This window comes from Pantoea sp. YU22 (assembly GCF_003970755.1).
GTDB lineage: Bacteria > Pseudomonadota > Gammaproteobacteria > Enterobacterales > Enterobacteriaceae > Pantoea > Pantoea piersonii.
Genome location: NZ_RYDU01000031.1, coordinates 1 through 23,121 on the forward strand (window position 1 = coordinate 1; position 23,121 = coordinate 23,121).

The window sequence follows — 23,121 nt, forward strand, 5'->3', positions numbered from 1 at the left end:
ACCTCAACACCGCATTCCGTAAGCCGTTGTGCCGTGTCGATGGAGGCGCATTATAGGGAGTCGTTCAGAGAGCGCAAGGGGCTTTTTTAAAGTTTTGTGTCGTTCGTCTGAATAATGCGCAAAACGCACGTTTTTAGCGCTTCTTAATCGCCTGCGGCAGATCGGCGAGGCTGTTAATCACCCAGTCTGCTGCTGCTTCCCCTTCCGGCGTGACCGGTTTGCCGCTACGCACCAGCACACTCGTGCCTACGCCTGCCGCTTTGCCTGCCAGTACATCTTCGGTTTTATCGCCCACCATATAAGAAGCAGCCATGTCGATATTGAGATGCTTCTGCGCAGAGAGCAGCATACCGGGATGAGGTTTACGGCAGTCGCACTGCTGACGATAGGCCTCAACCGGCGCGTCCGGCAGATGCGGACAGAAATAGATGCCGTCGAGATCCACATCGCGGTCCGCCAGCGACCAGTCCATCCATTCCGTCAGCTGCATAAACTGATCTTCGGTGAACATGCCGCGGGCAATGCCGGACTGATTGGTAATCAGCACCAGCGCGAACCCCATCTTCTTCAGCTCCTGCAGCGCCTCGATAGTGCCGTCGATAAACTGGAAGTTGTCGATTTCATGGACATAGCCATGATCGATGTTCAGGGTGCCATCACGATCAAGAAATACAGCCGGGACTTTATTCGCCACTGGGAAAACTCCTGCTACTAAAGATGCTACTAAAATTGCCGCCTAGTATTGCATGATTGCAATAAAAGAGAGAATGGCAGATAAGAGGACTTTCATTGATTTAGACGTCTGGATGCCTTACCATCCACTCAGCTTTCGCACCGGGGTTCGGCGTGAAAGGTTCCACACCACGGACAACGCAAGACGATAATAAATAACCTAATGATTAAACTTGAAAATATTACCAAAGTGTTCCAGCAAGGCTCACGGACTATTCAGGCGCTCTCTGATGTTAGCCTGCACGTGCCTGCGGGACAGATTTATGGCGTTATCGGCTCGTCCGGCGCTGGTAAAAGTACGCTTATCCGCTGCGTTAACTTACTTGAACGTCCAACATCAGGCCGCGTGCTGGTTGACGGCCAGGATTTAACCGCCCTGAGCGAGCGTCAGCTGACCCAGGCGCGTCGTCAGATTGGCATGATCTTCCAGCACTTTAATTTGATGAACTCGCGTACCGTATTCGGCAACGTGGCGCTGCCGCTTGAGCTGGGCAGCCTGTCACGTGAAGAGATTAAGAAACGCGTAACGGAATTACTGGAGCTGGTCGGCCTGGCCGATAAGCGTGACGCCTGGCCCGCCAACCTCTCTGGCGGGCAGAAACAGCGCGTCGCTATCGCGCGTGCGCTGGCCAGCAATCCCAAAGTGCTGCTGTGCGACGAAGCCACCAGCGCGCTCGATCCGGCAACTACCCGCTCCATTCTTGAACTGCTGAAAGATATCAACCGCCGCCTCGGCCTGACCATTCTGCTGATTACGCATGAGATGGACGTGGTGAAGCGCATCTGCGATCAGGTCGCGGTTATCAGCCAGGGCGAACTGATTGAAAAAGACAGCGTCAGCGAAGTCTTCTCCCATCCGAAAACGCCGCTGGCGCAGCAGTTTATCCAGTCGACGCTGCACCTCGATATTCCTGAAGATTATCAGCAGCGCCTGTTGCCGCAGCCCGCAGCCGATCGCGTGCCGCTGCTGCGTCTTGAGTTCACCGGCAAATCCGTTGACGCGCCGCTGCTCTCTGAAGCCGCGCGCCGCTTCAGCGTGAATAACAATATTATCAGCGCGCAGATGGATTACGCTGGCGGCGTGAAGTTCGGCATTATGCTGGCCGAAATGGACGGCGCTGAAAGCGATACTAAAGCCGCTATCGCGTGGCTGCAGGAAAATCATGTAAAAGTAGAGGTGTTAGGTTATGTCTGAGGCGATGATGGCTTTACTGGCGCGCGGCGTCTGGGAAACGCTGATGATGACCTTTGTCTCTGGCTTCTTTGGTTTCGTGCTGGGCCTGCCGATCGGCGTTTTGCTCTACGTCACCCGTCCGGGACAGATTCGCGAAAACCGCACCCTCTATCGCATCCTTTCTGCGCTGGTGAATATTTTCCGCTCTATTCCTTTTATCATTCTGCTGGTCTGGATGATCCCCTTTACCCGCGCCATCGTCGGCACCTCAATCGGCCTGCAGGCGGCTATCGTGCCGCTGACCGTCGGCGCCGCGCCTTTTATTGCGCGTATGGTGGAAAATGCGCTGCTTGAGCTGCCGACCGGACTGATCGAAGCGTCACGCGCTATGGGCGCGACGCCGCTGCAGATCGTGCGTAAGGTGCTGCTGCCGGAAGCGTTGCCGGGTCTGGTGAACGCCGCGACCATTACGCTGATTACGCTGGTCGGCTACTCTGCCATGGGCGGCGCTGTCGGCGCTGGCGGCCTGGGGCAGATCGGCTATCAGTACGGCTATATCGGCTATAACGCGACGGTAATGAATACGGTGCTCGTGTTACTGGTCGTTCTGGTGTATTTAATTCAGTTTTGTGGCGACCGCATCGTGCGTGCCGTGTCCCATAAATAAGTCAGCAATATCATTACGTCTCCATTAAGGAAGAGATATGACTTTTACATTTAAAAAGATTGCCGCTGTGGGTGCACTGATTGGCGCAATTGCGCTGGCAGGATGCGATCAGAAAGCCAAAGATCCGAACCACATTAAAGTGGGCGTGATTGTGGGTGCAGAGCAGCAGGTCGCCGAAGCGGCGCAGAAAGTCGCGAAGGACAAATATGGCCTCGATGTGGAGCTGGTGACCTTTAACGATTACGTACTGCCGAACGAAGCGCTGAGCAAAGGCGATATCGACGTTAACGCGTTCCAGCATAAACCCTACCTGGATCAGCAGATCAAAGATCGCGGTTACAAGCTGGTGTCGGTCGGTAACTCTTTCGTTTATCCGATCGCGGGCTATTCCAAAAAAATCAAATCGCTGGATGAGCTGCAGAATGGCGCACAGGTCGCTATTCCTAACGATCCGACTAACCTCGGACGTTCTCTGCTGCTGCTGCAGAAAGTCGGCCTGATTAAGCTGAAAGATGGCGTAGGTCTGCTGCCGACCTCGCTGGACATCGTTGAAAACCCGAAAAACCTGAAGATTGTTGAGCTGGAAGCGCCGCAGCTGCCGCGTTCGCTGGATGACCAGCAGATCGCGCTGGCGGTAATCAACACCACCTATGCCAGCCAGATTGGTCTGACGCCGGCAAAAGATGGCATCTTCGTGGAAGATAAGGATTCACCTTACGTTAACCTGATTGTTAGCCGTGAAGATAATAAAGACGCTGAAAACGTGAAGAAATTCGTTCAGGCTTATCAGTCTGATGAAGTGGCGGAAGCCGCGAACAAGATCTTTAACGGCGGCGCAGTAAAAGGCTGGTAATTCCTTTACTGACTCTTCTGACCAGGGCGGCGCTTAGCCGCCCTTTCTTTTGCGCCGCACCTGGCGCGACTTGTTATTTCGCCTGGTCCTTGTTTCAATAACGCCACTTTTTACAACCTTGAGGATGTTGCCATGCGTTTATTACCGCTCTGCTTGTTAGCATTGATGCTGACCGGGTGCGTTCACGAATACCACCCGATAAGCAGCGCACCCGCTCATCCGCAGCCATCCCGCGAGCCGGCGCGTAAGCCTGCTCCGCGTCCTACGCCGGTAAAAGTCTATACCGACGCTGCCGATCTGGTCAGCAAGCCGTTCCGCGATCTGGGCGAAGTTGCCGGCGATGACTGTCAGAGCAGCCGACAGGATTCGCCGCCGAATATCGCCACCGCGCGCAAGCGCCTGCAGGTTAAAGCCTCTTACCTGAAAGCCAACGCCGTCCTGCTGCACAAGTGTGAAATCGTCAGCAGCACGCCGGGCTGCTATCGTCAGGCGATCTGTCAGGGCTCCGCGCTGAAAGTGAATCAATGAGTTCTTTCGCCTTTGAGCAGATCGGCGTTATTCGTTCGCCGTGGAAAGAGAAATTCGCCGTTCCGCGTCAGCCTGGTCTGGTGCAGGACGGTCATGGCGAACTGCACCTGATTGCGCCCTATAATCAGCCGGAAGCGGTGCGCGGGCTGGAGTGTTTCTCTCACCTCTGGGTGCTGTTCGTTTTTCATCAGACCATGGCGGGCGGCTGGCGTCCCACGGTGCGGCCGCCGCGCCTGGGCGGCAATGCCCGCATGGGCGTATTCGCGACGCGCTCCACCTTTCGCCCGAATCCCATCGGCATGTCGCTGGTCGAGCTGAAAGGCATTCGCTGCGAAAAGAATCAGGTGATCCTGCAGCTCGGCAGCCTGGATTTAGTGGACGGCACGCCGGTTGTGGATATCAAACCCTACCTCCCCTTCGCCGAAGCGCTGCCGCAGGCGCAGGCCGGTTTCGCTCAGGAGGCGCCCCCGGCCGATATGCCGGTGCGCTTCTCGCCGCTGGCCGAACAGCAGCTGGCACAGCAGCAGAAACGCTATCCTCATCTGGCGCGTTTTATCCGGGACGTGCTGGCGCAGGACCCGCGTCCCGCCTATCGCAAAGGCGAAGCGCAGACGCGCGAATATGCGGTCTGGCTGCTTGATTTTAACGTACGCTGGCGCGTCGATGAAACGGGCACCGAAGTGACCGGCATCGACCCGCGCGAAAACGCGCTTTTGAGCCCGTGAGCTCGCTGGTACACTAGCCGCCAACAAAACTTTTGTCAGTGACTTTCCGTTCAACTGGAACCTTAATCAATGCGTACTACTCAATATCTGCTCTCCACTCTGAAGGAGACGCCCTCCGATGCGGAAGTGATCAGCCACCAGCTGATGCTGCGCGCCGGGATGATCCGCAAACTCGCTTCAGGTCTCTATACCTGGCTGCCGACCGGTTTACGCGTGCTGAAAAAAGTCGAAAATATCGTGCGCGAAGAGATGAACAACGCAGGCGCGATTGAGATCTCTATGCCGGTGGTTCAGCCTGCCGACCTGTGGCAGGAGAGCGGTCGCTGGGAACAGTACGGCCCGGAACTGCTGCGCATTGCCGACCGCCACGAACGTCCTTTCGTGCTCGGTCCGACGCATGAAGAAGTGATTACTGATCTGATCCGTAACGAGCTCAGCTCCTATAAGCAGCTGCCGCTTAACCTTTATCAGATCCAGACCAAATTCCGCGATGAGGTGCGTCCGCGCTTCGGCGTAATGCGTTCTCGCGAGTTCATCATGAAGGATGCCTACTCCTTCCATATCTCGCAGGAATCGCTGCAGGAAACCTACGACGCGATGTACCGCGCCTACAGCAACAGCTTTAGCCGTATGGGCCTCGACTTCCGCGCGGTGCAGGCAGACACCGGCTCTATCGGCGGCAGCGCGTCGCACGAATTCCAGGTGCTGGCGCAGAGCGGCGAAGATGATGTGATCTTCTCAACCGAATCGGACTACGCCGCCAATATCGAGATGGCCGAAGCGGTCGCGCCGGCTGGCGACCGCCCGCAGCCGACTCAGGCGCTGGCGCAGATCGACACGCCGAACGCCAAAACCATCGCTGAGCTGGTAGAGCAGTTCCAGATGCCGATCGAGAAAACCGTTAAGACGCTGATGGTTAAAGCCAGCGAAGAGAGCGGCCATACGCTGGTCGCGCTGCTGGTACGCGGCGATCACGAGCTGAACGAGATCAAAGCGGAGAAGCTCGATATCGTCGCCTCGCCGCTGGTATTCGCTACTGAAGAAGAGATCCGCGCCGCGGTTGGCGCAGGTCCGGGTTCACTCGGTCCGGTGGGTCTGGCGATGCCGATTATCGCCGACCGCAGCGTCGACAAGATGAGCGACTTCAGCGCTGGCGCAAACGTCGACGGCAAGCACTACGTCGGCATTAACTGGGAACGCGATCTGCCGCAGGCGATCGTGGCCGATATCCGCAACGTTGTGGAAGGCGATCCGAGCCCGGACGGCAAAGGCACGCTGCAGATCAAACGCGGTATCGAAGTGGGTCATATTTTCCAGCTCGGCACCAAATACTCGGAAGCGATGAAAGCGGCGGTTCAGGGCGAAGATGGCCGCAACCAGGTGCTGACCATGGGCTGCTACGGCATCGGCATCACTCGCGTCGTTGCAGCGGCGATTGAGCAAAACCACGACGATCGCGGCATTATCTGGCCTGCGGCGCTGGCGCCGTTCGAAGTCGCGATTCTGCCGATGAACATGCACAAATCTTTCCGCGTGAAAGAGCTGGCGGAAGAGCTCTACCACACCCTGCGCGCGAAAGGCGTCGAGGTGATCCTTGACGACCGCAAAGAGCGTCCGGGCGTGATGTTCGCCGATATGGAGCTGATTGGCGTGCCGCACACTATCGTCATCGGCGACCGTAACCTCGATAACGAAGAGATCGAGTACAAAGCGCGTCGCGCCGGCGAGAAAGAGATGATCAAGCAGAGCGAAATCGTCGACTTCCTGCTGAAAGCCCTTAACAAGTAATGCCCTTCTCGCCCCCGCTTTCGGGGGCGTTTTTTTACAGCACTTTTCCCCGCAGCGATTTTGTCGAGCTACGCCGCGCCTTCCCTTCCAGCCGTCTCTCTTTCGACGCGCGCGTCGGCCGTGTGGCGCGACGGGCCTTCTCTACGCGAGTCAGCTCCTGAATCAAACTGACCAGCCGCTGAACCGCTGCTTCACGGTTCATCTCCTGGCTGCGGTACTCCTGCGCTTTGATAATCACCATGCCTTCCGGCGTAATCAGGTGGTGCTTCGCCGCCAGCATGCGCTGTTTGTGAAACGGCGGCAGCGACGACGCAGCGATATCGAAACGCAAATGTATGGCGGTGCTGGTTTTATTAACATGCTGCCCGCCCGCGCCCTGGGCGCGAATGGCGCTTAGCTCAACTTCGCTGTCGGGCAGTTCGACCGTACGTGAAACTTTAATCATCTGTCACCTGAGACAACATCGCCTTGTTTAACCTGTTCATCGACTTAACCTTTTGTGCTTCCTGTTAATGGCGCGTAGCCAGCGGATTCTGTCACTTTAGCCTCTTTCGCCACTCTGATCCTGCTTTGCCCTGGCTGAAATCCTGGAAATGCCTGTGATATAGTTCCTCGGGCAACCAGAGTATTCTTGCTCTGCTGAGGAGGTGAACGTGCAAAAATATTGTGAATTGGTTCGCCAGAAGTATGCCGAGATCGGCAGCGGCGAACTGGGATATGTGCCCGATGCAATCGGATGCGTTTTGAAGGCACTCGATGATATTGCCGCAAATTCTGCGCTAAACTCTTCTGTCAGGGAACAGGCAGCTTATGCCGCTGCAAACTTACTGGTGAGCGACTATGTTGACGAATGAAGCTTATAGACCCATCAACTGTGATGATTACGACAACCTGGAACTCGCCTGCACAAAACGCTGGACGCTTGAGCTGATCCTGAAAAACGGGGAAGCGCTCAAAGCAAAAGCGACAGATATGGTTTCACGCAAAAACGTGGAATACCTCTCTATCGATCTTTCCGGTGAAACACGCGAGTTGCGCCTCGATCACATCGCCAGCTTCAGCCATCCTGAGCTGGGCACCGTTGTCGTCAGCGAAGAGTAGCGACAACGCCTCGGGCGGGATATTTCCCGCCCCCTTCCCCGTCTAGGGTTTCAGCGACCCGTAGTAAGCCGACAAATCTGCCATATCATCGTCACTCAATCCGGCCACAAAGGCTTTCATGACTTCGGCCTGCCCGCCGCTGCGCTCGCCTTTTTTATAGGCCTGCAGCGCATGGTTGAGGTAAGCGGCATTCTGTCCCGCCAGGTTGGGATAGAGCGGCACGCTGCTTTTCCCCTGCGCGCCATGACAGGCGGTGCAGGCGGCTGACTTCTGCGCGCCCGCATTAATATCGCCATCAGCCATCACCGGCAGCGCCGCCGCCAGTAGCAGAGCGGACAGTAATCTCTTCATTTTTGCTCTCCAGCATTATTGTTATTTTGCCAGATCGCCTGCCAACCATTCTCGTCAACGGCGGCGCCTTCCCGGGTAACAAACAGGCCGGGCGCGCAGACAAGCGTCTGATTGTAATAGATCAGCGGAATACGTTCACGCTGCCACGGCGGGATCGCCAGCTCCTGCCACAGCTTTTTTATCTCGCGCCCGCCGGAGCGGCCTACCAGATGAAAATAGCCCTGCGCATGGAAACGCACGCTGACGTGCTCATCCGCTTCAGGCTGGCGCAGCGCCGACGGCGCGCTTTGCGCACAGAGCACACCGAGCTGCTGCGGCAGCAGCAGCGGCTCGCGGCGATCGCGCCACGGCAGCTCCAGTTCCCTTAACGATGCGCAGCGCGGCAGCCAGTAGAGCCGTTCGCGATAGCGGCGCGCTTCCGCATCGCCAAAGCGCAAACATGGCTGCGCGTCTTCGCGGCTCAGCATCACTTCCTGACGCAGACGCGCCAGCGCGGCGCGCGAGGGCATCACCGCTCCCTGCCGGGCAATCCAGCGCCGCAACAGCGCATTCGCGCGCGTTTCACTCATCTGCAAAAGCGGTGGAAAATGCAGGCTGCCGTCAGGATGCATCAGCCCGGCCAGCTGCTCCGCCAGCAGCTCGTCCAGCAGTTGTTCCTGCTCGCCGCACAATGCCGCGCTGCGCGCGCACGCTTCGGCAAAATGCGGCCAGCGTGCCTGCAGCGCAGGCAGCAGGCGCTGGCGCAGGAAGTTGCGATCGTAGCGCGCGTCCTGATTGCTTTCGTCTTCGATCCAGCGAAGCTGGTACTGCTGCGCATAGGCCTCAAGCTGCTGGCGCGACTGGTCGAGCAACGGACGCAGCAGCACGCGGCCATCGCGCACCCGCCGCACCGGCATCGCCGCCAGCCCGGCAGGCCCGCTGCCGCGCTTCAGCGCCAGCAGCAGCGTCTCGCACTGATCGTCGAGGTGTTGCGCGGTAAGCAGCCACTCATCAGGCTGCATCGCCGCCGTCAGCGCCTGATAGCGCGCCGCACGCGCCGCGCCTTCAATGCCCTGTTCACGCGCGTCAACCTGCACGCGCAGGACCTCGCAGCCTAGCTGCCAGGCTTCGCAGATGGCGATGCAGTGCGCCGCCCAGCTGTCGGCGTTGGGGCTTAATCCATGATGAACATGCAGCGCGCGCAGTCGCGCTTGCGGATGCGTCTGCCGCCAGCTGACCAGCTGATGCAACAACACAGTGGAATCGAGGCCGCCGCTGAACGCCACTACCAGCGCGGCATCGGCGGGCAACAGCGAGGCGAGATGAGACAAAGACATGACGCGTTCCAGAATCAGGGCCGCCGGATGCGGCCCTCCGCGCGCGCTATTTTACGCCTGATAGAGCTCCAGCGGCAAACCATCCGGATCGGCAAAGAAGGTGCACTGCTTGCCGGTCAGATCGTCGATGCGGATCGGCTCGCACGTCACCCCTTTTTCTGCCAGCGTCGCGACCGCCGCCGCTACGTCGGGCACAGTAAAGGCCAGATGACGCAGGCCGCAGGCTTCGGGATGGCTGACGCGCGCTGGCGGAGAAGGAAACGAGAAAAGTTCGATCGTGTACTGGCCGTTCAGCGCCAGATCGCCTTTCCACGAATCACGCGCCTCGCGGTAAACCTCGCTCATCAGGCTGAAGCCGAGCACATCGCAGTAAAAGGCCTTACTGCGCGCATAATCTGTGGCGATGATGGCGATATGGTGAACAGAAGATAACTGCAACATAAAAAGACTCCCTGACTGTTTTGCTTATCCTGAGACGTGCAGCAGCGGCTTGCAATGCGCAATTGTCTGAAGCCGCTGCATTTTTCCGTTATTTCAGCACGCGCACGCGATAATTCCCCTCTTCGGTCAGCGTCGCGCCGTGAATATCGGTCTCGAAGCCCGGATAGTGACGGCCAATAGTGCAGAGCATCAGCAGGAAATCGAGCACCGCGCGGCTCTCTTCGGTAATCATTTCGCCCGGCATCACCAGCGGTACGCCTGGGGGATAGGGCAGGATCATATTGGCAGAAACGCGTCCTACCAGCTGGCTCAGATCCACCGTTTCCACTCTGCCCTGCACCTGCTGCTGGAACGCCTGATACGGCGTCATTTTCATCTCAGGCAACACGTCGAACGCCTTTAACATCAGGCGCGGCAGATCGTGCTGGCGGATCAGCTGATGGATCCCCTGCGCCAGCGTCTGGATGCGCATATTGCGGTAGAAGTCGGGATCTTCGGCATAGAGATCCGGCAGCATGTTTTTCACCCGCAGATTAAGATCGTAGGCGCGCTTAAACTCGGTCAGGCCGCGCAGCACGCTCATCGCCCGGGTCTTATCGATGCCGATGCTGAACAGAAACAGCAGATTGTATGGGCCGGTCTTCTCTACGACGATGCCGCGCTCATCAAGGAATTTCGCCACCAGCGCCGCCGGGATCCCTTCATCCGCCATCTCGCCCAGCTCGCTCATGCCTGGTGTCAGAATAGTTACCTTGATGGGATCGAGATACATATGATCGGCGTCCGCCTGGGTAAAACCGTGCCAGGCTTCATCGCCCGGCTGGATCGGCCAGCACTCCGCTTCGTCCACATGCTCCGGCTGCCAGATATCGAAGAACCAGCTGTCGGACTCCTCCCGCAGGCGCTGGATCTCCCGGCGAAAATGCAGCGCGCGCTCCACCGAGCGGTTGATCAGCCGCTTGCCTGGGTTGCCGCGCAGCATCGCCGCCGCTGTTTCAATCGACGATACAATCGCATAGTTGGGCGAGGTGGTGGTGTGCATCATGTAGGCTTCATTAAAGGTATGCTCGTCGTAGTCGCCTTTAATATGGATCAGCGACGCCTGCGAGAAGGCCGCCAGCAGCTTGTGCGTCGACTGGGTTTCATAAATCACCTTGCCGGGCGTGCGCTCGCCGCTCATACCGCTTTTCCCCTCATAGATGGGGTGAAAATTGGTATAGGGCACCCAGGCGGAATCAAAATGGATCGACGGCACCTCCAGCGTCTGCTTGATGTACTGGGTGTTATAAAGCAGGCCATCGTAGGTGGAATTGGTGATCACGGCGTGCACCGGCCAGCTGGCGCGCGCGGTATTCGCTACCTTCTGCTCAATGCTGGCACGGGTAAACTCTCGTTTGGGGATGCCGCCGAGAATGCCCAGCGCGTTACGCGTCGGCTTCAGCCAGATGGGCACCAGATCGCTCATCATCAGCAAATGGGTCAGCGATTTATGACAGTTGCGGTCGATTAATACCGTGCTGCCCGTCGGCGCCGCATACATGCCGACGATTTTATTCGAGGTTGAGGTGCCGTTGGTCACCATATAGCTCTGTTCGGCACCGAAGGTTCTGGCGACATACTCCTCCGCCTCCAGATGCGGACCGGTATGATCGAGCAGCGAGCCCAGCTCCGTTACCGAGATAGAAATATCCGCCTTCAGCGTATTAGCGCCGAAGAAGTCGTAGAAGAGACTACCGACCGGGCTTTTTTGAAAGGCGGTGCCGCCCATGTGGCCGGGAGTACAGAAGGTGTACTTACCCTCTTTCACATAGGTAAACAGCGCTTTGGTCAGCGGCGGCGTAATATGGTCGATGTAGTCGTCGGTGTACTGGCGAATATGGAGCGCGATATCATCCGCGGCGCTCAGCGCGTATTCAAAGAAATGAAGTGCCATGCGCATCTCATTGATGCTGACATCCATCTGCGAATGGGTGTTGATAAAGGCGTAGAGCGGCAGGTACTCATTAAGCTGGTTGATATCCGCACAGAGCGCCGGGCTGTTATGCGCGTCCCAGTCAAAGATAACGCCGCAGATGCGTGGGTTATGCTCTATCAGCTTTAGCAGGTCGTCGATACTGGTTGGATAAATAAGCTGAAAGCCCTGCTGCGTCAGCGCCGTTGTCAGTTCGCGCAGCGGCTCGTCTTTATAAAACATGCCGTGTGAACCCATCATCGCCAGAATATTCAATGCGCACCTCCCTTTTAATGTGGCATGGCTAATCATAGCGAAGGATAGCGGCGGCGAGCTGTCGGAATGCTCTCCTCTGTTGATGGCTGGCAAAAGAAAGGCATAAAAAAAGCGGACCGAAGTCCGCTTTATCAAAGATTTGCGCTGTTAAGCGTAGCCGTAGCTCATCAGACGCTGATAACGACGGTCGAGCAGCTCTTCGGTGCTCAGCGTATCAAGATCGGCGAGATCGGCCAGCAGCTGGTTTTTCAGCGACAGCGCCATATCCACCGGCTGACGATGCGCGCCGCCCAGCGGTTCGGGGATGATTGAGTCAATCAGCTTCAGCTCTTTCAGACGGTTGGCCGTGATGCCCATCGCTTCTGCCGCCAGCGGGGCTTTATCCGCGCTTTTCCACAGAATCGAGGCGCAGCCTTCCGGCGAGATCACCGAATAGGTGCTGTACTGCAGCATGTTCACTTTGTCGCCAACGCCGATCGCCAGCGCGCCGCCGGAGCCGCCTTCGCCAATCACGGTGCAGATGACCGGGATTTTCAGACCAGACATTTCGCGCAGATTGCGGGCGATCGCTTCCGACTGGCCGCGCTCTTCCGCGCCGACGCCTGGATAGGCGCCAGGTGTGTCGATAAAGGTGATCAGCGGCATCTTGAAGCGCTCGGCCATCTCCATCAGACGCAGCGCTTTACGGTAGCCTTCCGGCGCCGGCATACCGAAGTTGCGGCGGATTTTCTCTTTGGTTTCGCGACCTTTTTGATGACCAATGATCATGACCGGGCGGCCGTCGAGACGGGCGATACCGCCGACAATGGCTTTGTCGTCGGCATAGGCGCGATCGCCAGCCAGCTCGTCAAAGTCGTCAAAAGCGTTGCGAACATAGTCCAGCGTATAAGGACGCAGCGGATGACGCGCCAGCTGCGCGACCTGCCATGCGCCTAAATCGGCGAAGATTTTACGGGTCAGCTCGACGCTTTTTTCGCGCAGACGCTGCACCTCTTCATCCAGATTAATGTGTTTATCATCCTGACGACCAATCGACGTAAGCGAATCAATTTTCGCTTCAAGTTCAGCGATCGGCTGTTCAAAATCCAGGTAATTAAGACTCATAATGTTCCTGTTTTAGTCAAACTCCAGTTCAACCTGCTCCGACCCTATCAACGAACGTAATTCGTTGAGCAGGCGATCGCTGGGCGAAATACGCCACGCTGCACCAAAGCGTAGCTTCGCTCGCGCGTCGGCTCTCTGATAGTAGAGATTCACCGGAATCGTCCCTGAGCGATGGGGCTCAAGAGACTGGCGGAGCCGGTTTAATAGCTGGTCATCAATTTGCCTGTCCGTCAGCGAGATAGCAAGTCCGCGCGCGTATTTTTCGCGCGCTTCGTCAATGTCCATGACTTCACGGGCGGTCATTTTAAGGCCGCCGCTGAAGTCATCAAAGCTGACCTGTCCGCTGACGATCAGGATACGGTCTTTCTCCAGCAACTGCTGGTATTTGTCTAACGCATCGGTAAATAACATCACCTCCAGACGCCCGGAGCGGTCGTCCAGAGTACAGATACCAATTCGGTTGCCGCGCTTGGTCACCATCACGCGGGCCGCCACTACCAGACCGGCAGCGACGGTAATTTTACCACGCTCGGTAGGATGCATGTCCTTCAGGCGCATGCCGCCCACATAGCGCTCTATCTCTTTCAGGTACTGATTAATCGGGTGGCCGGTGAGATAGAGTCCGAGCGTTTCACGCTCGCCGTCAAGCTGCACCTGCTCTGGCCAGGGCGTTACGCTGGCGTAGGATTTTTCAACCTGCTCCGGCTCTTCCGCCAGCACGCCGAACATATCGGCCTGGCCTATCGCCTCCGCTTTGGCGTGCTGATCCGCCGCTTTCAGCGCATCGCCGAGCGAACTCATCAGCGCCGCGCGGTGCGGGCCAAGACGATCGAAGGCGCCGGACATGATCAGCTTCTCCATCACGCGGCGGTTGATCTTTTTGGTATCGGTGCGCGCGCAGAGATCGAACAGCTCGCGGAAATAACCGTCCTGATTGCGCGCCTCGAGGATCGCTTCGATCGGGCCTTCGCCGACGCCTTTGATCGCGCCGATGCCGTAAACGATCTCGCCATCGTCGTTGACGTGGAACTGATAGAGCCCGGAATTGATATCAGGCGGCAGTACCTTCAGGCCCATACGCCAGCACTCATCCACCAGGCCGACCACCTTCTCGGTGTTGTCCATATCGGCGGTCATCACCGCCGCCATAAACTCAGCCGGATAGTGCGCCTTCAGCCACAGCGTCTGGTAAGAGACCAGCGCATAGGCCGCCGAGTGCGATTTGTTAAAGCCATAACCGGCGAATTTCTCCACCAGGTCGAAAATCTTCATCGACAGTTCGCCGTCGATGCCCATACGCTCCGCGCCCTCTTTAAACACCGAGCGCTGCTTGGCCATCTCTTCCGGCTTCTTTTTACCCATTGCACGGCGCAGCATATCCGCGCCGCCCAGAGTATAGCCAGAGAGCACCTGGGCGATCTGCATGACCTGTTCCTGATAAAGGATAATGCCGTAGGTAGGCTCAAGCACCGGCTTCAGGCTTTCATGCTGCCACTGGATATCGGGATAGGAGATCGCTTCGCGTCCGTGTTTACGGTCGATAAAGTTATCTACCATGCCCGACTGCAGCGGGCCGGGACGAAACAGCGCCACCAGCGCGATCATATCTTCAAAGCAGTCAGGCTTCAGACGCTTGATAAGATCTTTCATGCCGCGCGATTCAAGCTGGAACACCGCCGTGGTTTCCGCACGCTGCAGCATATCGAAGCTTTTTTTATCATCCAGCGGAATCGCGGCGATATCGATCGGCGGCAGGCCCTGCTTCTCCCGGCGCGGATTGATCATCTTCAGCGCCCAGTCGATGATGGTGAGCGTACGCAGCCCCAGGAAGTCGAACTTCACCAGACCGGCGTACTCCACGTCATTTTTATCGAACTGCGTGACCGGATGGTTGCCGTTCTCGTCGCAGTAGAGCGGCGCGAAGTCGGTGATCTGCGTCGGGGCGATCACCACGCCGCCGGCATGCTTACCGGCGTTACGCGTTACGCCTTCCAGCTTGCGCGCCATATCGATCAGCGCTTTGACCTCTTCGTCCGCGTCGTACATTTCCGGCAGCTGCGGTTCGACGGCGAACGCTTTTTCCAGCGTCATGCCGGGATCGGGCGGGATCAGTTTAGAGATGCGATCGACAAAGCCATAGGGATGACCCAGCACGCGGCCAACGTCGCGGATAACCGCTTTCGCCGCCATGGTGCCGAAAGTGATGATCTGCGATACCGCCTCACGTCCGTACATTTCGGCGACATGATCGATGACCTGGTCGCGCTTTTCCATACAGAAATCGACGTCGAAGTCAGGCATCGAGACGCGTTCCGGGTTAAGGAAACGTTCGAACAGCAGGTCAAACTCCAGCGGATCGAGATCGGTGATTTTCAGCGCGTAGGCAACCAGCGAACCGGCGCCGGAGCCGCGTCCTGGCCCTACCGGAATGCCGTTATCTTTCGACCACTGGATAAACTCCATCACGATCAGGAAGTAGCCGGGGAAGCCCATCTGGTTGATAACGTTGAGCTCGATCTCCAGACGCTCATCATATTCAGGGCGCTTCTGCGCGCGCACTTCCGGGTCGGGAAAGAGGAACTCAAGACGCTCTTCCAGACCTTCGCGCGACTTCATCACCAGGAAATCTTCGGTGGTCATGTCGCCGGTCGGGAACTGCGGCAGGAAATATTCGCCGAGGCGTACCGTGACGTTGCAGCGCTTAGCAATCTCTACGCTGTTTTCCAGCGCTTCCGGGATATCCGAGAAAAGCTCGCACATCTCCTCTTCGCTGCGCATATATTGCTGAGGACTGTAGTTGCGCGGGCGCTTGGGATCGTCCAGCGTATAGCCGTCGTGGATCGCCACGCGGATTTCATGCGCGTCGAAATCCTCCTCATTGAGGAAGCAGACTTCGTTGGTGGCGACCACCGGTACGCCCTCGGCGATGGCGAGTTCAACCGCGGCATGGAGATAGCTCTCCTCGTCGGCGCGGCCGGTACGCACCAGCTCAAGGTAGTAGCGATCGGGAAAGTGCGTCTGATAAAAGCTCAGGCACTGCGCGACCAGCGCGCTGTTGCCGCGCAGCAGGCTGCGGCCCACATCGCCGCAGCGTCCGCCAGAGAGCAGAATTAACCCTTCGCCCAGCTCTACCAGCCAGTCGCGGTCGATAACCGGACCGGCGATGCCGTAGCCGCGCTGATAGGCGCGGGAGATAAGCAGCGTCAGGTTCTGATAGCCGGTATTGTTCGCGGCCAGCACCGTCAGCTGCGTCAGCTCGTCGCCCATCAGCTCGCTGGCAACCTTAAAGTCCGCGCCGATAATCGGTTTGATCCCCGCGCCGTGCGCGCTGCCATAGAAACGCACCAGCCCGCAAAGGTTGGTAAAGTCCGTGATAGCGAGAGCGGGCATGCCCAGCGCAGCCGCCTTTTTGACCAGCGGCCCGGTTTTCGCCAGGCCATCGACCATCGAGTAGTCACTGTGGACACGCAGATGTATAAAACGGGGTTCAGCCATATCAGTTTCCGGTTAAAACAGCGTCAGGCTATTAAAGCGTAGCTGGCTGGCCAGCGGCCAGAACTTCAGCGTCGATCAGGGCGTTGCGCACCGGCGCAAAGCTGCGGCGATGGTGCGGCGTCGCGCCGTGTTGCGTCAGTTTTTCCATATGCAGCGCGGTAGGATAGCCTTTGTGCTGCGCAAAGCCATACTCAGGAAAGAGCCGATCCAGCTCAGCCATTTCGCGATCGCGCGACACTTTAGCGATAATCGACGCCGCGCTGATTTCAGCCACCAGGCTGTCGCCTTTCACCACCGCCTGCGACGGCATCGGCAGCGCGGGAGTGCGGTTGCCGTCTACCAGCACGAAATCGGGCGTTATCGTCAGCCCCGCCACCGCGCGCTGCATCGCCAGCATAGTGGCGTGCAGAATATTGAGCTGGTCGATCTCTTCCGGCTCGGCGCGGCCTAAGCTCCACGCCAGCGCTTTTTCTTTAATCTCGTCGAATAACGCGAGGCGGCGTTTTTCAGAGAGCTTTTTTGAGTCAGCCAGGCCCTGAATCGGACTGGCCGGATCGAGAATAACCGCCGCCGTGACGACCGCGCCGACCAGCGGACCGCGGCCCACTTCGTCAACGCCCGCAATCAGGCGGGCATTGGGATAGATAAAATCAGCCATTGGCGATCTCCAGTACGGCGTCCGCTGCCTGTTCATCTGCGTTCCAGCGGATCTGCTGATGCAGCTCGCTAAAGGTCGCGAGCAGCGCATCGCGTTGCGGACCGGCGTGCAGCAGCGGTTCCAGCGCCGCCGCCAGCGCGTGCGGTTCGCACTCTTCCTGTAGCAGCTCTTTCACCAGTTCGCGTCCCGCCAGCAAGTTAGGCAGCGAGACGTATGGCGTCTTCACCAGCCGCTTCGCCAGCCAGAAGGTCGAGGGCTTCATACGATAGCCGACCACCATCGGACATTTTGCCAGCATACATTCCAGCGCGGCGGTGCCGGATGCAAGAATCGCGGCGTCGCTCGCAATCATCGCTTCGCGACCTTTACCATCCAGCAGGTGCATCGGCAATTCAGGCGCGACTTCGGCTTTGATCTGTTCGAACTGCGCACGACGTTTCGCATTGACCAGCGGCACGACGATCTCCAGCGCCGGATAGCGCACGCGCAGCAGCTGCGCCGCGCGTAAAAAGTCGGCGCTGAGCATCTCTACTTCCGCATGTCGGCTGCCGGGCAGCAGCGCAAGGCAGAGCGCCTCGTCGCTAATATCCAGCGCGCGGCGCGCGGCCGGCTTGTCCGGCTGCAGCGGCATCGCATCCGCCATGGTGTGGCCGATAAAGCGGCACGGCACGTTAAAACGATCGTAGAAGGCTTTTTCAAACGGCAGAAACGCGAGCACCAGATTAGTGTTGCGGCCGATTTTAAACACGCGCTTTTGCCGCCACGCCCAGACCGACGGGCTGACGTAGTGAATGGTGCGGATGCCGTTGCGCTTCAGCCGCCCTTCCAGCGTGATATTGAAATCGGGCGCATCAATGCCGACGAAAACGTCCGGCTTCAGTTCGGTAAAGCGCTGCGTCAGATCCCGGCCAATTTTCATCAGGCGCGGCAGGCGGCCCAGCACTTCCACTATGCCCATCACCGCCAGCTCTTCCATCTCATACCAGGTTTCGCAGCCTTCGGCCTGCATGCGTGGGCCTGCCACACCAACGAAACGGGCATCAGGATGACGCGCTTTCAGCGCGCGGATCAGACCGGCACCAAGAATATCGCCGGAGGTTTCTCCGGCGACCAGGGCTATCGTAAGGGGACGCACTGACATGAATTAACGAATCAACCCACGCGTAGAACGAGCAAAGAAGTCGTAGAAGGGCTGCACTTCGCTATGCTGCTTCGCCAGCGCTTCAATTTCCGGCTTGGCTTCGTCCAGCGTTTTGTTGCTGCGGTACAGCAGTTTATAAGCGTTGCGAATGGCGTGCAGCGCCTCTTTGCTGAAGCCGCGACGCTTCAGACCTTCGATATTGATGCCGAACGGCGTCGCATGGTTGCCCTGCGCGATAACGTAGGGCGGCACATCCTGCGCGACGCCTGAACAACCACCGACCATCACGTGCGCGCCGATAGTGCACCACTGATGCACCGCCGTCATGCCGCCGATAATCGCGAAGTCGTCCACGGTAACGTGGCCGCCCAGCGTGGCGTTGTTGGCGAAAATGCAGCGGTTGCCGATCACGCAGTCATGCGCAATGTGCGCATTCACCATCAACAGGTTATCGCTGCCGATGGTGGTGACGCCGCCGCCCTGCACGGTGCCGCGATGAATGGTCACGCTTTCGCGGATGCGGTTGCGATCGCCCACTTCAACGCGGGTCGGCTCGCCAGCGTATTTAAGATCCTGATTCACTTCGCCGATAGAGGCGAACTGATAGATCTGGTTATCTTTCCCGATACGCGTATGGCCATTAATGACCACGTGCGACTTCAGGACCGTGCCTTCACCGATCTCCACATGCGCGCCGATAAAGCAGAACGGGCCAATGTGAACGTTGGGACCGATAACGGCCCCTTCTTCGATGACGGAACTGGCATGGATGGTGGCGGTTGGATCAATCACAGATTATGCCTCCCGGCTACGGGCACACATCATGGTCGCTTCACAGACAATCTTGCCGTCAACGGTAGCAACGCCTTTAAAGCGCGTCAAACCGCGGCGGGTTTTTTCGAAAGTCACTTCCATGATCATTTGATCGCCCGGTACGACCGGACGCTTGAAACGGGCTTCGTCGATGCCGGCGAAATAGTAGAGCTCGCCCGGCTCCAGTTTACCAACGCTTTTGAACGCCAGAATACCGGTAGCCTGCGCCATCGCTTCGAGGATCAGAACGCCAGGGAAAATCGGTTTACCAGGGAAATGCCCCTGGAAAAACGGTTCATTAACAGAGACGTTCTTAACGGCGCGCAGATACTTGTGCTCTTCAAACTCCAGCACGCGATCAACCAGCAGAAACGGGTAGCGGTGCGGCAGCAGCTCTAAAATTTCTTCAATTTTCAGAGTATGAGTTTCAGTAGTCAAAATACTCTTCCTGTCCTAAAAATCTGATGACATCAATAACACGGCCTGCACAGATCAAAATGATCCTCCGCAGGCCGAAATCGGTTCAATGGCGCCTGGCTTACCTGCTTAACATTTTTATTAGCAAGCCGGTCGCAGGTGGGATGGCGTTTAGTCGTCTTTGCCGACCTTCCGCTCGATGGCTTTTAAGCGCTTGCTCATGTCATCGATGTTCATCACCAGCGCTGCAGTTTTGCGCCAGGTTTTATTGGGTTGTAGCGGAATGCCCGACGAGTATACCCCAGGCTCTGTGATAGGACGCATAACCATGCCCATACCGGTCACGGTCACCTTGTCACAGATTTCCATATGGCCGTTAATGACGCTGGCGCCGCCAATCATACAGTAACGTCCAATTTTCAAACTACCCGCCATGATCACACCACCCGCAACCGCGGTATTGTCGCCAATAACCACGTTGTGTGCGATCTGACACTGGTTGTCTATGATAACACCATTGCCGATCAGAGTGTTATCCAGCGCGCCACGATCGATAGTGGTACAGGCACCGATTTCTACTCGATCGCCGATAATTACAGCGCCAAGCTGCGGGATTTTCACCCAATTACCGCGATCGTTGGCGTAGCCGAAACCGTCCGCGCCAATAACGGTGCCGGACTGAATCAGACAATCCTGACCGATTTCGATTTCATGGTAGACGGTTACGTTAGCCCAGAGACGGCTATTGTTGCCGATGCGCGTCTTTTTACCGACGAAGCAGCCCGCGCCGATCACCACGTTGTCGCCCAGCACTACGTCAGATTCGATTACTGCGTTAGCGCCGACAGAGACGTTTTGCCCCAGCTTCGCGCTGGGATCGATTACCGCGCTGGGCGCGATATTTTGTGCAGGCTGCGGCGTAGTATCCAGCAGCTGAGCCATACGTGCATAGGTCAGATAGGGATTTTTCACCACCAGCGCGGCCGTGTGACACCACTCCAGATCCGCTTCCGTCAGCACCACGGCCGATGCCTGACACTGGACGAGTTGCTCGCGGTAGCGGCTGTTGCTAAGAAATGTGATTTGGCCGGTTTGGGCGGATTGCATAGAAGCAATGCCGGAGATGGCGATATCGCCATCTCCGTGCAATTCTGCATCCAACTGCTGGGCTAAATCAGCCAGTCGAATTGATGACATCGATTATTTAACCTGTTTCAGCACGTCAGCAGTAATGTCTTTCGCGTTTGACGCGTAAGCCACAGCGTTGGCGTCGATCACCACGTCATAACCTTCATCGCTTGCCACTTTCTTCACGGCGTCCTGAATACGGCTCAGCAGTTTGTTACGCTCTTCCATCTGACGACGACGGTTATCCTGCTCAAAAGCCTGGGCTTTAGAAGAGAAAGCTTCGCGCTGCGACATAACGTCTTTTTCCATGCGGCTGCGATCGCTGGCCTTCATGGTTGAACCGTCGCGCTGCAGGCGCTGCATTTTAGTCTGCAGGTCGCGTTCCTGGCTCTGCAGCTCGGTTGCGCGGCCTTTGAACTCGTTTTCCAGCTGTTTAGCAACGGTCGCACGTTGCGGTAACTGTTGGAAAATGCTGGACACGTTTACCACTGCGATTTTGTCAGCAGCCTGAGCGCCTGCGGAAACAGCTAAAGCAAGACCCAGTCCTGCGGCACACAACAACTTTTTCACTATAAACTCCTTACCATCAACGTTTGTGTCAGCGACACAGTGTTTGCTCCGAACCACTATAGAGACCGCGGTTCGGTAGCAAGACTTCAGCTTATGCTTCCTTGCTCAGAACCTTACCAGGTTTTACCAATGTTAAACTGGAACTGTTCTGATTTGTCCCCTTCCACTTTTTTGACCGGCTGCGCATAAGAGAAGACCAGCGGTCCCAGCGGGGACATCCACTGCAGCGCAATACCGCTCGAAACGCGGATATTGTTTGGATCGCTATAGTCCGGGATGCCGGCGGCGCGGGTTTCTTCCGTATTCTGCCACTTGGTATCCCAGACGGTACCCGCATCCACGAACAGCGAGGTACGTACCGAGTTTGCGTATTTCTCGCTCAGGAACGGCGTCGGGGTAATCAGCTCCAGGCTGGCCACCGCCATTGCGTTGCCGCCTACCGCGTCGCTCGACTTACAGATGCCGTTCGGATCGGTCAGCGTACAGGTTGACGAGCCGTCATTCAGGTAAGCCGCTTTCGGACCGATGGTGTTGGAGCGGAAACCACGTACGGTACTGGAGCCGCCCGCATAGAAGTTCTCGTAGAACGGCATCTCTTTGCCGCCCAGACCATCGCCATAACCGACGCGGCCGCGCCCTAACAGCACCCATGTGCGATCGCGGTTAAGCGGCACATACTGCTGGGTATCCAGCGTCGCTTTATAGAAGCTGTTGTCCGAGCCCGGGATAGTGACTTTACCGTTCAGGTTGGTACGGTTACCCGCGGTCGGGAAGAAGCCGCGATCCAGGGTGTTATAGGTCCAGCCGTAGTTGAAGGTGAAGTCATCTGCAGAGAAGTCGCCCTTGTCGTTAAGCTCCTGCGGCTTGCCGACAGAGTCGAGATAGCGCCACATCGCCACCTGCGGCTGCATGTTGGAGAGGTCATTGTGCACATAGCCCAGACCAACGCGCAGCGTGTTGTTTTCGTTGACCGGGAAGCCCAGGGTGCCGTCTACGCCGTAACTTTTGTTGGTGTAGTCCGACAGATCCGCATCGTCCGCTTTAAAGTCGTTGTAGAAGACGCGACCGCCCAGGCTCACGCCATCCACCGTAAAGTACGGATCGGTCAGCGAGAATTCCGCGTAGGTCTGGTAGTCATTCTTGGTGCCGCTGATGCTTACCGTGTTACCGGTACCCAGCCAGTTATCCTGGGTGACGCCGACCTGGAAGCTGACGCCGCTTTCGGTGCCGTAGCCGACGCCGAAGTTAAAGGTACCGGTGTTGCGCTCTTTCACCTTGTAGACCACGTCTACCTGGTCCGGCACGCCCGGCACGCGCTGCGTATCGACATCGACCGTTTCAAAGTAGCCGGTACGGTTCAGACGCTCTTTGCCCTGCTCTACCAGATCGCTGCCCAGCCATGCGCCTTCCATCTGGCGCATTTCACGGCGCAGCACCGCATCTTTCGAGGTGTCATTGCCCTCAAAGCGCACTTTACGTACGTAGTAACGGTTGCCGGCGTCCACGCTGATATGCAGCTTCACCGTTTTATCGGCGTCGTTGATTTCAGGCTGCGTCATCACGCGCGGATAGGCGTAGCCATAACGGCCCAGCAGCTTCTTGATATCATCTTCCATCTGGGTGACTTTGGTGCCGTTATACAGCTCGCCCGATGGAATTTGCGTCAGGTGTTCAATCTCTGCCGAGTGGCCCGCCATGCTGCCGTTGACGATCACACCGGCGATTTTGTACTGATCGCCCTCGGTGATGTTAACGGTGATGTAGATGCCTTTTTTATCCGGCGTCAGGCTGACCTGGGTCGAATCGATATTGAAACGCGCATAGCCGCGGTCGAGATAGAAGCTGCGCAGCGTCTCAAGGTCGCCCGCCAGTTTTTGCTTCTGATACTTGCG

Annotated in this window: 23 protein-coding genes; 8 read left to right on the plus strand and 15 right to left on the minus strand. The window is 57.4% G+C overall.

The genetic code is table 11. From position 1 onward, the window contains the following. Positions 1 to 133 precede the first annotated feature (133 nt). Positions 134 to 694 carry a D-glycero-beta-D-manno-heptose 1,7-bisphosphate 7-phosphatase gene (gmhB, locus tag EKL29_RS22125; protein ID WP_126690763.1) on the minus strand — a complete coding sequence of 187 codons (561 nt, stop codon included), beginning with the start codon at positions 692 to 694 and terminating at the stop codon, positions 134 to 136. Between the two features lie 201 nt (positions 695 to 895). Here gmhB and metN point away from each other — a divergent pair, with 201 nt between their 5' ends. From metN to proS, 6 genes are all read left to right on the plus strand, one after another. After that, a complete protein-coding gene (metN, locus tag EKL29_RS22130) occupies positions 896 to 1,927 on the plus strand; it encodes a methionine ABC transporter ATP-binding protein MetN (protein WP_120455873.1) in 1,032 nt (343 codons plus the stop codon). Beyond that, positions 1,920 to 2,573 carry a methionine ABC transporter permease MetI gene (locus tag EKL29_RS22135; RefSeq protein WP_126690764.1) on the plus strand — a complete coding sequence of 218 codons (654 nt, stop codon included), beginning with the start codon at positions 1,920 to 1,922 and terminating at the stop codon, positions 2,571 to 2,573. Before metN ends, EKL29_RS22135 begins: the two co-directional genes overlap by 8 nt. 37 nt (positions 2,574 to 2,610) lie before the next feature. Then, a complete protein-coding gene (locus tag EKL29_RS22140) occupies positions 2,611 to 3,426 on the plus strand; it encodes a MetQ/NlpA family lipoprotein (protein WP_120455871.1) in 816 nt (271 codons plus the stop codon). Positions 3,427 to 3,558: 132 nt separating this feature from the next. Beyond that, entirely contained in the window at positions 3,559 to 3,954 is a 396-nt protein-coding gene (gene rcsF, locus EKL29_RS22145) for an Rcs stress response system protein RcsF (protein ID WP_120455870.1), read from the plus strand. Then, positions 3,951 to 4,679 (plus strand): tRNA (N6-threonylcarbamoyladenosine(37)-N6)-methyltransferase TrmO, encoded by a 729-nt coding sequence (gene tsaA, locus EKL29_RS22150; protein WP_120455869.1) that lies wholly within the window; start codon positions 3,951 to 3,953, stop codon positions 4,677 to 4,679. Before rcsF ends, tsaA begins: the two co-directional genes overlap by 4 nt. A 69-nt stretch (positions 4,680 to 4,748) precedes the next feature. Next, complete coding sequence (gene proS, locus EKL29_RS22155; RefSeq protein WP_120455868.1) at positions 4,749 to 6,467, plus strand: proline--tRNA ligase; 1,719 nt, start codon at positions 4,749 to 4,751, stop codon at positions 6,465 to 6,467. Between the two features lie 34 nt (positions 6,468 to 6,501). On the opposite strand, the gene arfB is transcribed toward proS, so the two are convergent. Further along, positions 6,502 to 6,912 (minus strand): alternative ribosome rescue aminoacyl-tRNA hydrolase ArfB, encoded by a 411-nt coding sequence (gene arfB, locus EKL29_RS22160; protein ID WP_120455866.1) that lies wholly within the window; start codon positions 6,910 to 6,912, stop codon positions 6,502 to 6,504. Between the two features lie 208 nt (positions 6,913 to 7,120). On the opposite strand from arfB, the gene EKL29_RS22165 reads away from it, so the two are divergent. After that, positions 7,121 to 7,321, plus strand: a complete 201-nt coding sequence (locus EKL29_RS22165) for a YaeP family protein (protein WP_033749608.1) — start codon at positions 7,121 to 7,123, stop codon at positions 7,319 to 7,321. Next, positions 7,308 to 7,568, plus strand: a complete 261-nt coding sequence (gene rof, locus EKL29_RS22170; protein ID WP_120455864.1) for a Rho-binding antiterminator — start codon at positions 7,308 to 7,310, stop codon at positions 7,566 to 7,568. Before EKL29_RS22165 ends, rof begins: the two co-directional genes overlap by 14 nt. A gap of 42 nt (positions 7,569 to 7,610) precedes the next feature. Here the strand turns inward: rof and EKL29_RS22175 are convergent, their stop codons facing one another. The 13 genes from EKL29_RS22175 to bamA form a co-directional block, all read right to left on the minus strand. Next, positions 7,611 to 7,919 (minus strand): cytochrome c, encoded by a 309-nt coding sequence (locus tag EKL29_RS22175; protein ID WP_126690765.1) that lies wholly within the window; start codon positions 7,917 to 7,919, stop codon positions 7,611 to 7,613. Continuing rightward, complete coding sequence (tilS, locus tag EKL29_RS22180) at positions 7,916 to 9,235, minus strand: tRNA lysidine(34) synthetase TilS (RefSeq protein WP_126690766.1); 1,320 nt, start codon at positions 9,233 to 9,235, stop codon at positions 7,916 to 7,918. Before tilS ends, EKL29_RS22175 begins: the two co-directional genes overlap by 4 nt. Positions 9,236 to 9,286: 51 nt before the next feature. After that, complete coding sequence (locus EKL29_RS22185) at positions 9,287 to 9,676, minus strand: VOC family protein (RefSeq protein ID WP_120455858.1); 390 nt, start codon at positions 9,674 to 9,676, stop codon at positions 9,287 to 9,289. An 88-nt stretch (positions 9,677 to 9,764) separates the two neighbouring features. Further along, positions 9,765 to 11,903, minus strand: coding sequence for a lysine decarboxylase LdcC (locus EKL29_RS22190; RefSeq protein WP_120455857.1), 2,139 nt, complete (start codon positions 11,901 to 11,903; stop codon positions 9,765 to 9,767). A gap of 147 nt (positions 11,904 to 12,050) precedes the next feature. Then, a complete protein-coding gene (gene accA, locus EKL29_RS22195) occupies positions 12,051 to 13,007 on the minus strand; it encodes an acetyl-CoA carboxylase carboxyl transferase subunit alpha (RefSeq protein ID WP_033749600.1) in 957 nt (318 codons plus the stop codon). Between the two features lie 12 nt (positions 13,008 to 13,019). Further along, a complete protein-coding gene (gene dnaE / locus EKL29_RS22200) occupies positions 13,020 to 16,502 on the minus strand; it encodes a DNA polymerase III subunit alpha (RefSeq protein WP_120455855.1) in 3,483 nt (1,160 codons plus the stop codon). 31 nt (positions 16,503 to 16,533) lie between these two features. Then, on the minus strand, positions 16,534 to 17,160 hold the full coding sequence (gene rnhB / locus EKL29_RS22205; protein ID WP_120455853.1) for a ribonuclease HII: 627 nt from the start codon (positions 17,158 to 17,160) through the stop codon (positions 16,534 to 16,536). Beyond that, positions 17,153 to 18,301 carry a lipid-A-disaccharide synthase gene (lpxB, locus tag EKL29_RS22210; protein ID WP_120455852.1) on the minus strand — a complete coding sequence of 383 codons (1,149 nt, stop codon included), beginning with the start codon at positions 18,299 to 18,301 and terminating at the stop codon, positions 17,153 to 17,155. Before lpxB ends, rnhB begins: the two co-directional genes overlap by 8 nt. Before the next feature lie 3 nt (positions 18,302 to 18,304). Further along, positions 18,305 to 19,093: an acyl-ACP--UDP-N-acetylglucosamine O-acyltransferase gene (lpxA, locus tag EKL29_RS22215; RefSeq protein WP_120455850.1), complete on the minus strand. Its 789-nt coding sequence runs from the start codon at positions 19,091 to 19,093 to the stop codon at positions 18,305 to 18,307. Positions 19,094 to 19,096: 3 nt separating this feature from the next. Further along, positions 19,097 to 19,552, minus strand: coding sequence for a 3-hydroxyacyl-ACP dehydratase FabZ (gene fabZ / locus EKL29_RS22220; protein ID WP_013507953.1), 456 nt, complete (start codon positions 19,550 to 19,552; stop codon positions 19,097 to 19,099). Between the two features lie 150 nt (positions 19,553 to 19,702). After that, on the minus strand, positions 19,703 to 20,728 hold the full coding sequence (lpxD, locus tag EKL29_RS22225) for a UDP-3-O-(3-hydroxymyristoyl)glucosamine N-acyltransferase (protein WP_120455848.1): 1,026 nt from the start codon (positions 20,726 to 20,728) through the stop codon (positions 19,703 to 19,705). Positions 20,729 to 20,731: 3 nt separating this feature from the next. Continuing rightward, on the minus strand, positions 20,732 to 21,229 hold the full coding sequence (skp, locus tag EKL29_RS22230; RefSeq protein WP_120455846.1) for a molecular chaperone Skp: 498 nt from the start codon (positions 21,227 to 21,229) through the stop codon (positions 20,732 to 20,734). Between the two features lie 113 nt (positions 21,230 to 21,342). Beyond that, a partial coding sequence (gene bamA, locus EKL29_RS22235) for an outer membrane protein assembly factor BamA (RefSeq protein WP_126690767.1) occupies positions 21,343 to 23,121 on the minus strand: 1,779 nt, incomplete at its 5' end.

What these genes read in the sequence shown, in the direction of transcription:
- metN (WP_120455873.1), top strand. Translation starts at nt 896, where the DNA reads ATGATTAAACTTGAAAATATTACCAAAGTGTTCCAGCAAGGCTCACGG.
- EKL29_RS22135 (WP_126690764.1), top strand. Translation starts at nt 1,920, where the DNA reads ATGTCTGAGGCGATGATGGCTTTACTGGCGCGCGGCGTCTGGGAAACG.
- EKL29_RS22140 (WP_120455871.1), top strand. Translation starts at nt 2,611, where the DNA reads ATGACTTTTACATTTAAAAAGATTGCCGCTGTGGGTGCACTGATTGGC.
- rcsF (WP_120455870.1), top strand. Translation starts at nt 3,559, where the DNA reads ATGCGTTTATTACCGCTCTGCTTGTTAGCATTGATGCTGACCGGGTGC.
- tsaA (WP_120455869.1), top strand. Translation starts at nt 3,951, where the DNA reads ATGAGTTCTTTCGCCTTTGAGCAGATCGGCGTTATTCGTTCGCCGTGG.
- proS (WP_120455868.1), top strand. Translation starts at nt 4,749, where the DNA reads ATGCGTACTACTCAATATCTGCTCTCCACTCTGAAGGAGACGCCCTCC.
- arfB (WP_120455866.1), bottom strand. Translation starts at nt 6,912, where the DNA reads ATGATTAAAGTTTCACGTACGGTCGAACTGCCCGACAGCGAAGTTGAG.
- rof (WP_120455864.1), top strand. Translation starts at nt 7,308, where the DNA reads ATGTTGACGAATGAAGCTTATAGACCCATCAACTGTGATGATTACGAC.
- EKL29_RS22175 (WP_126690765.1), bottom strand. Translation starts at nt 7,919, where the DNA reads ATGAAGAGATTACTGTCCGCTCTGCTACTGGCGGCGGCGCTGCCGGTG.
- tilS (WP_126690766.1), bottom strand. Translation starts at nt 9,235, where the DNA reads ATGTCTTTGTCTCATCTCGCCTCGCTGTTGCCCGCCGATGCCGCGCTG.
- EKL29_RS22185 (WP_120455858.1), bottom strand. Translation starts at nt 9,676, where the DNA reads ATGTTGCAGTTATCTTCTGTTCACCATATCGCCATCATCGCCACAGAT.
- accA (WP_033749600.1), bottom strand. Translation starts at nt 13,007, where the DNA reads ATGAGTCTTAATTACCTGGATTTTGAACAGCCGATCGCTGAACTTGAA.
- dnaE (WP_120455855.1), bottom strand. Translation starts at nt 16,502, where the DNA reads ATGGCTGAACCCCGTTTTATACATCTGCGTGTCCACAGTGACTACTCG.
- rnhB (WP_120455853.1), bottom strand. Translation starts at nt 17,160, where the DNA reads ATGGCTGATTTTATCTATCCCAATGCCCGCCTGATTGCGGGCGTTGAC.
- lpxB (WP_120455852.1), bottom strand. Translation starts at nt 18,301, where the DNA reads ATGTCAGTGCGTCCCCTTACGATAGCCCTGGTCGCCGGAGAAACCTCC.
- lpxD (WP_120455848.1), bottom strand. Translation starts at nt 20,728, where the DNA reads ATGTCATCAATTCGACTGGCTGATTTAGCCCAGCAGTTGGATGCAGAA.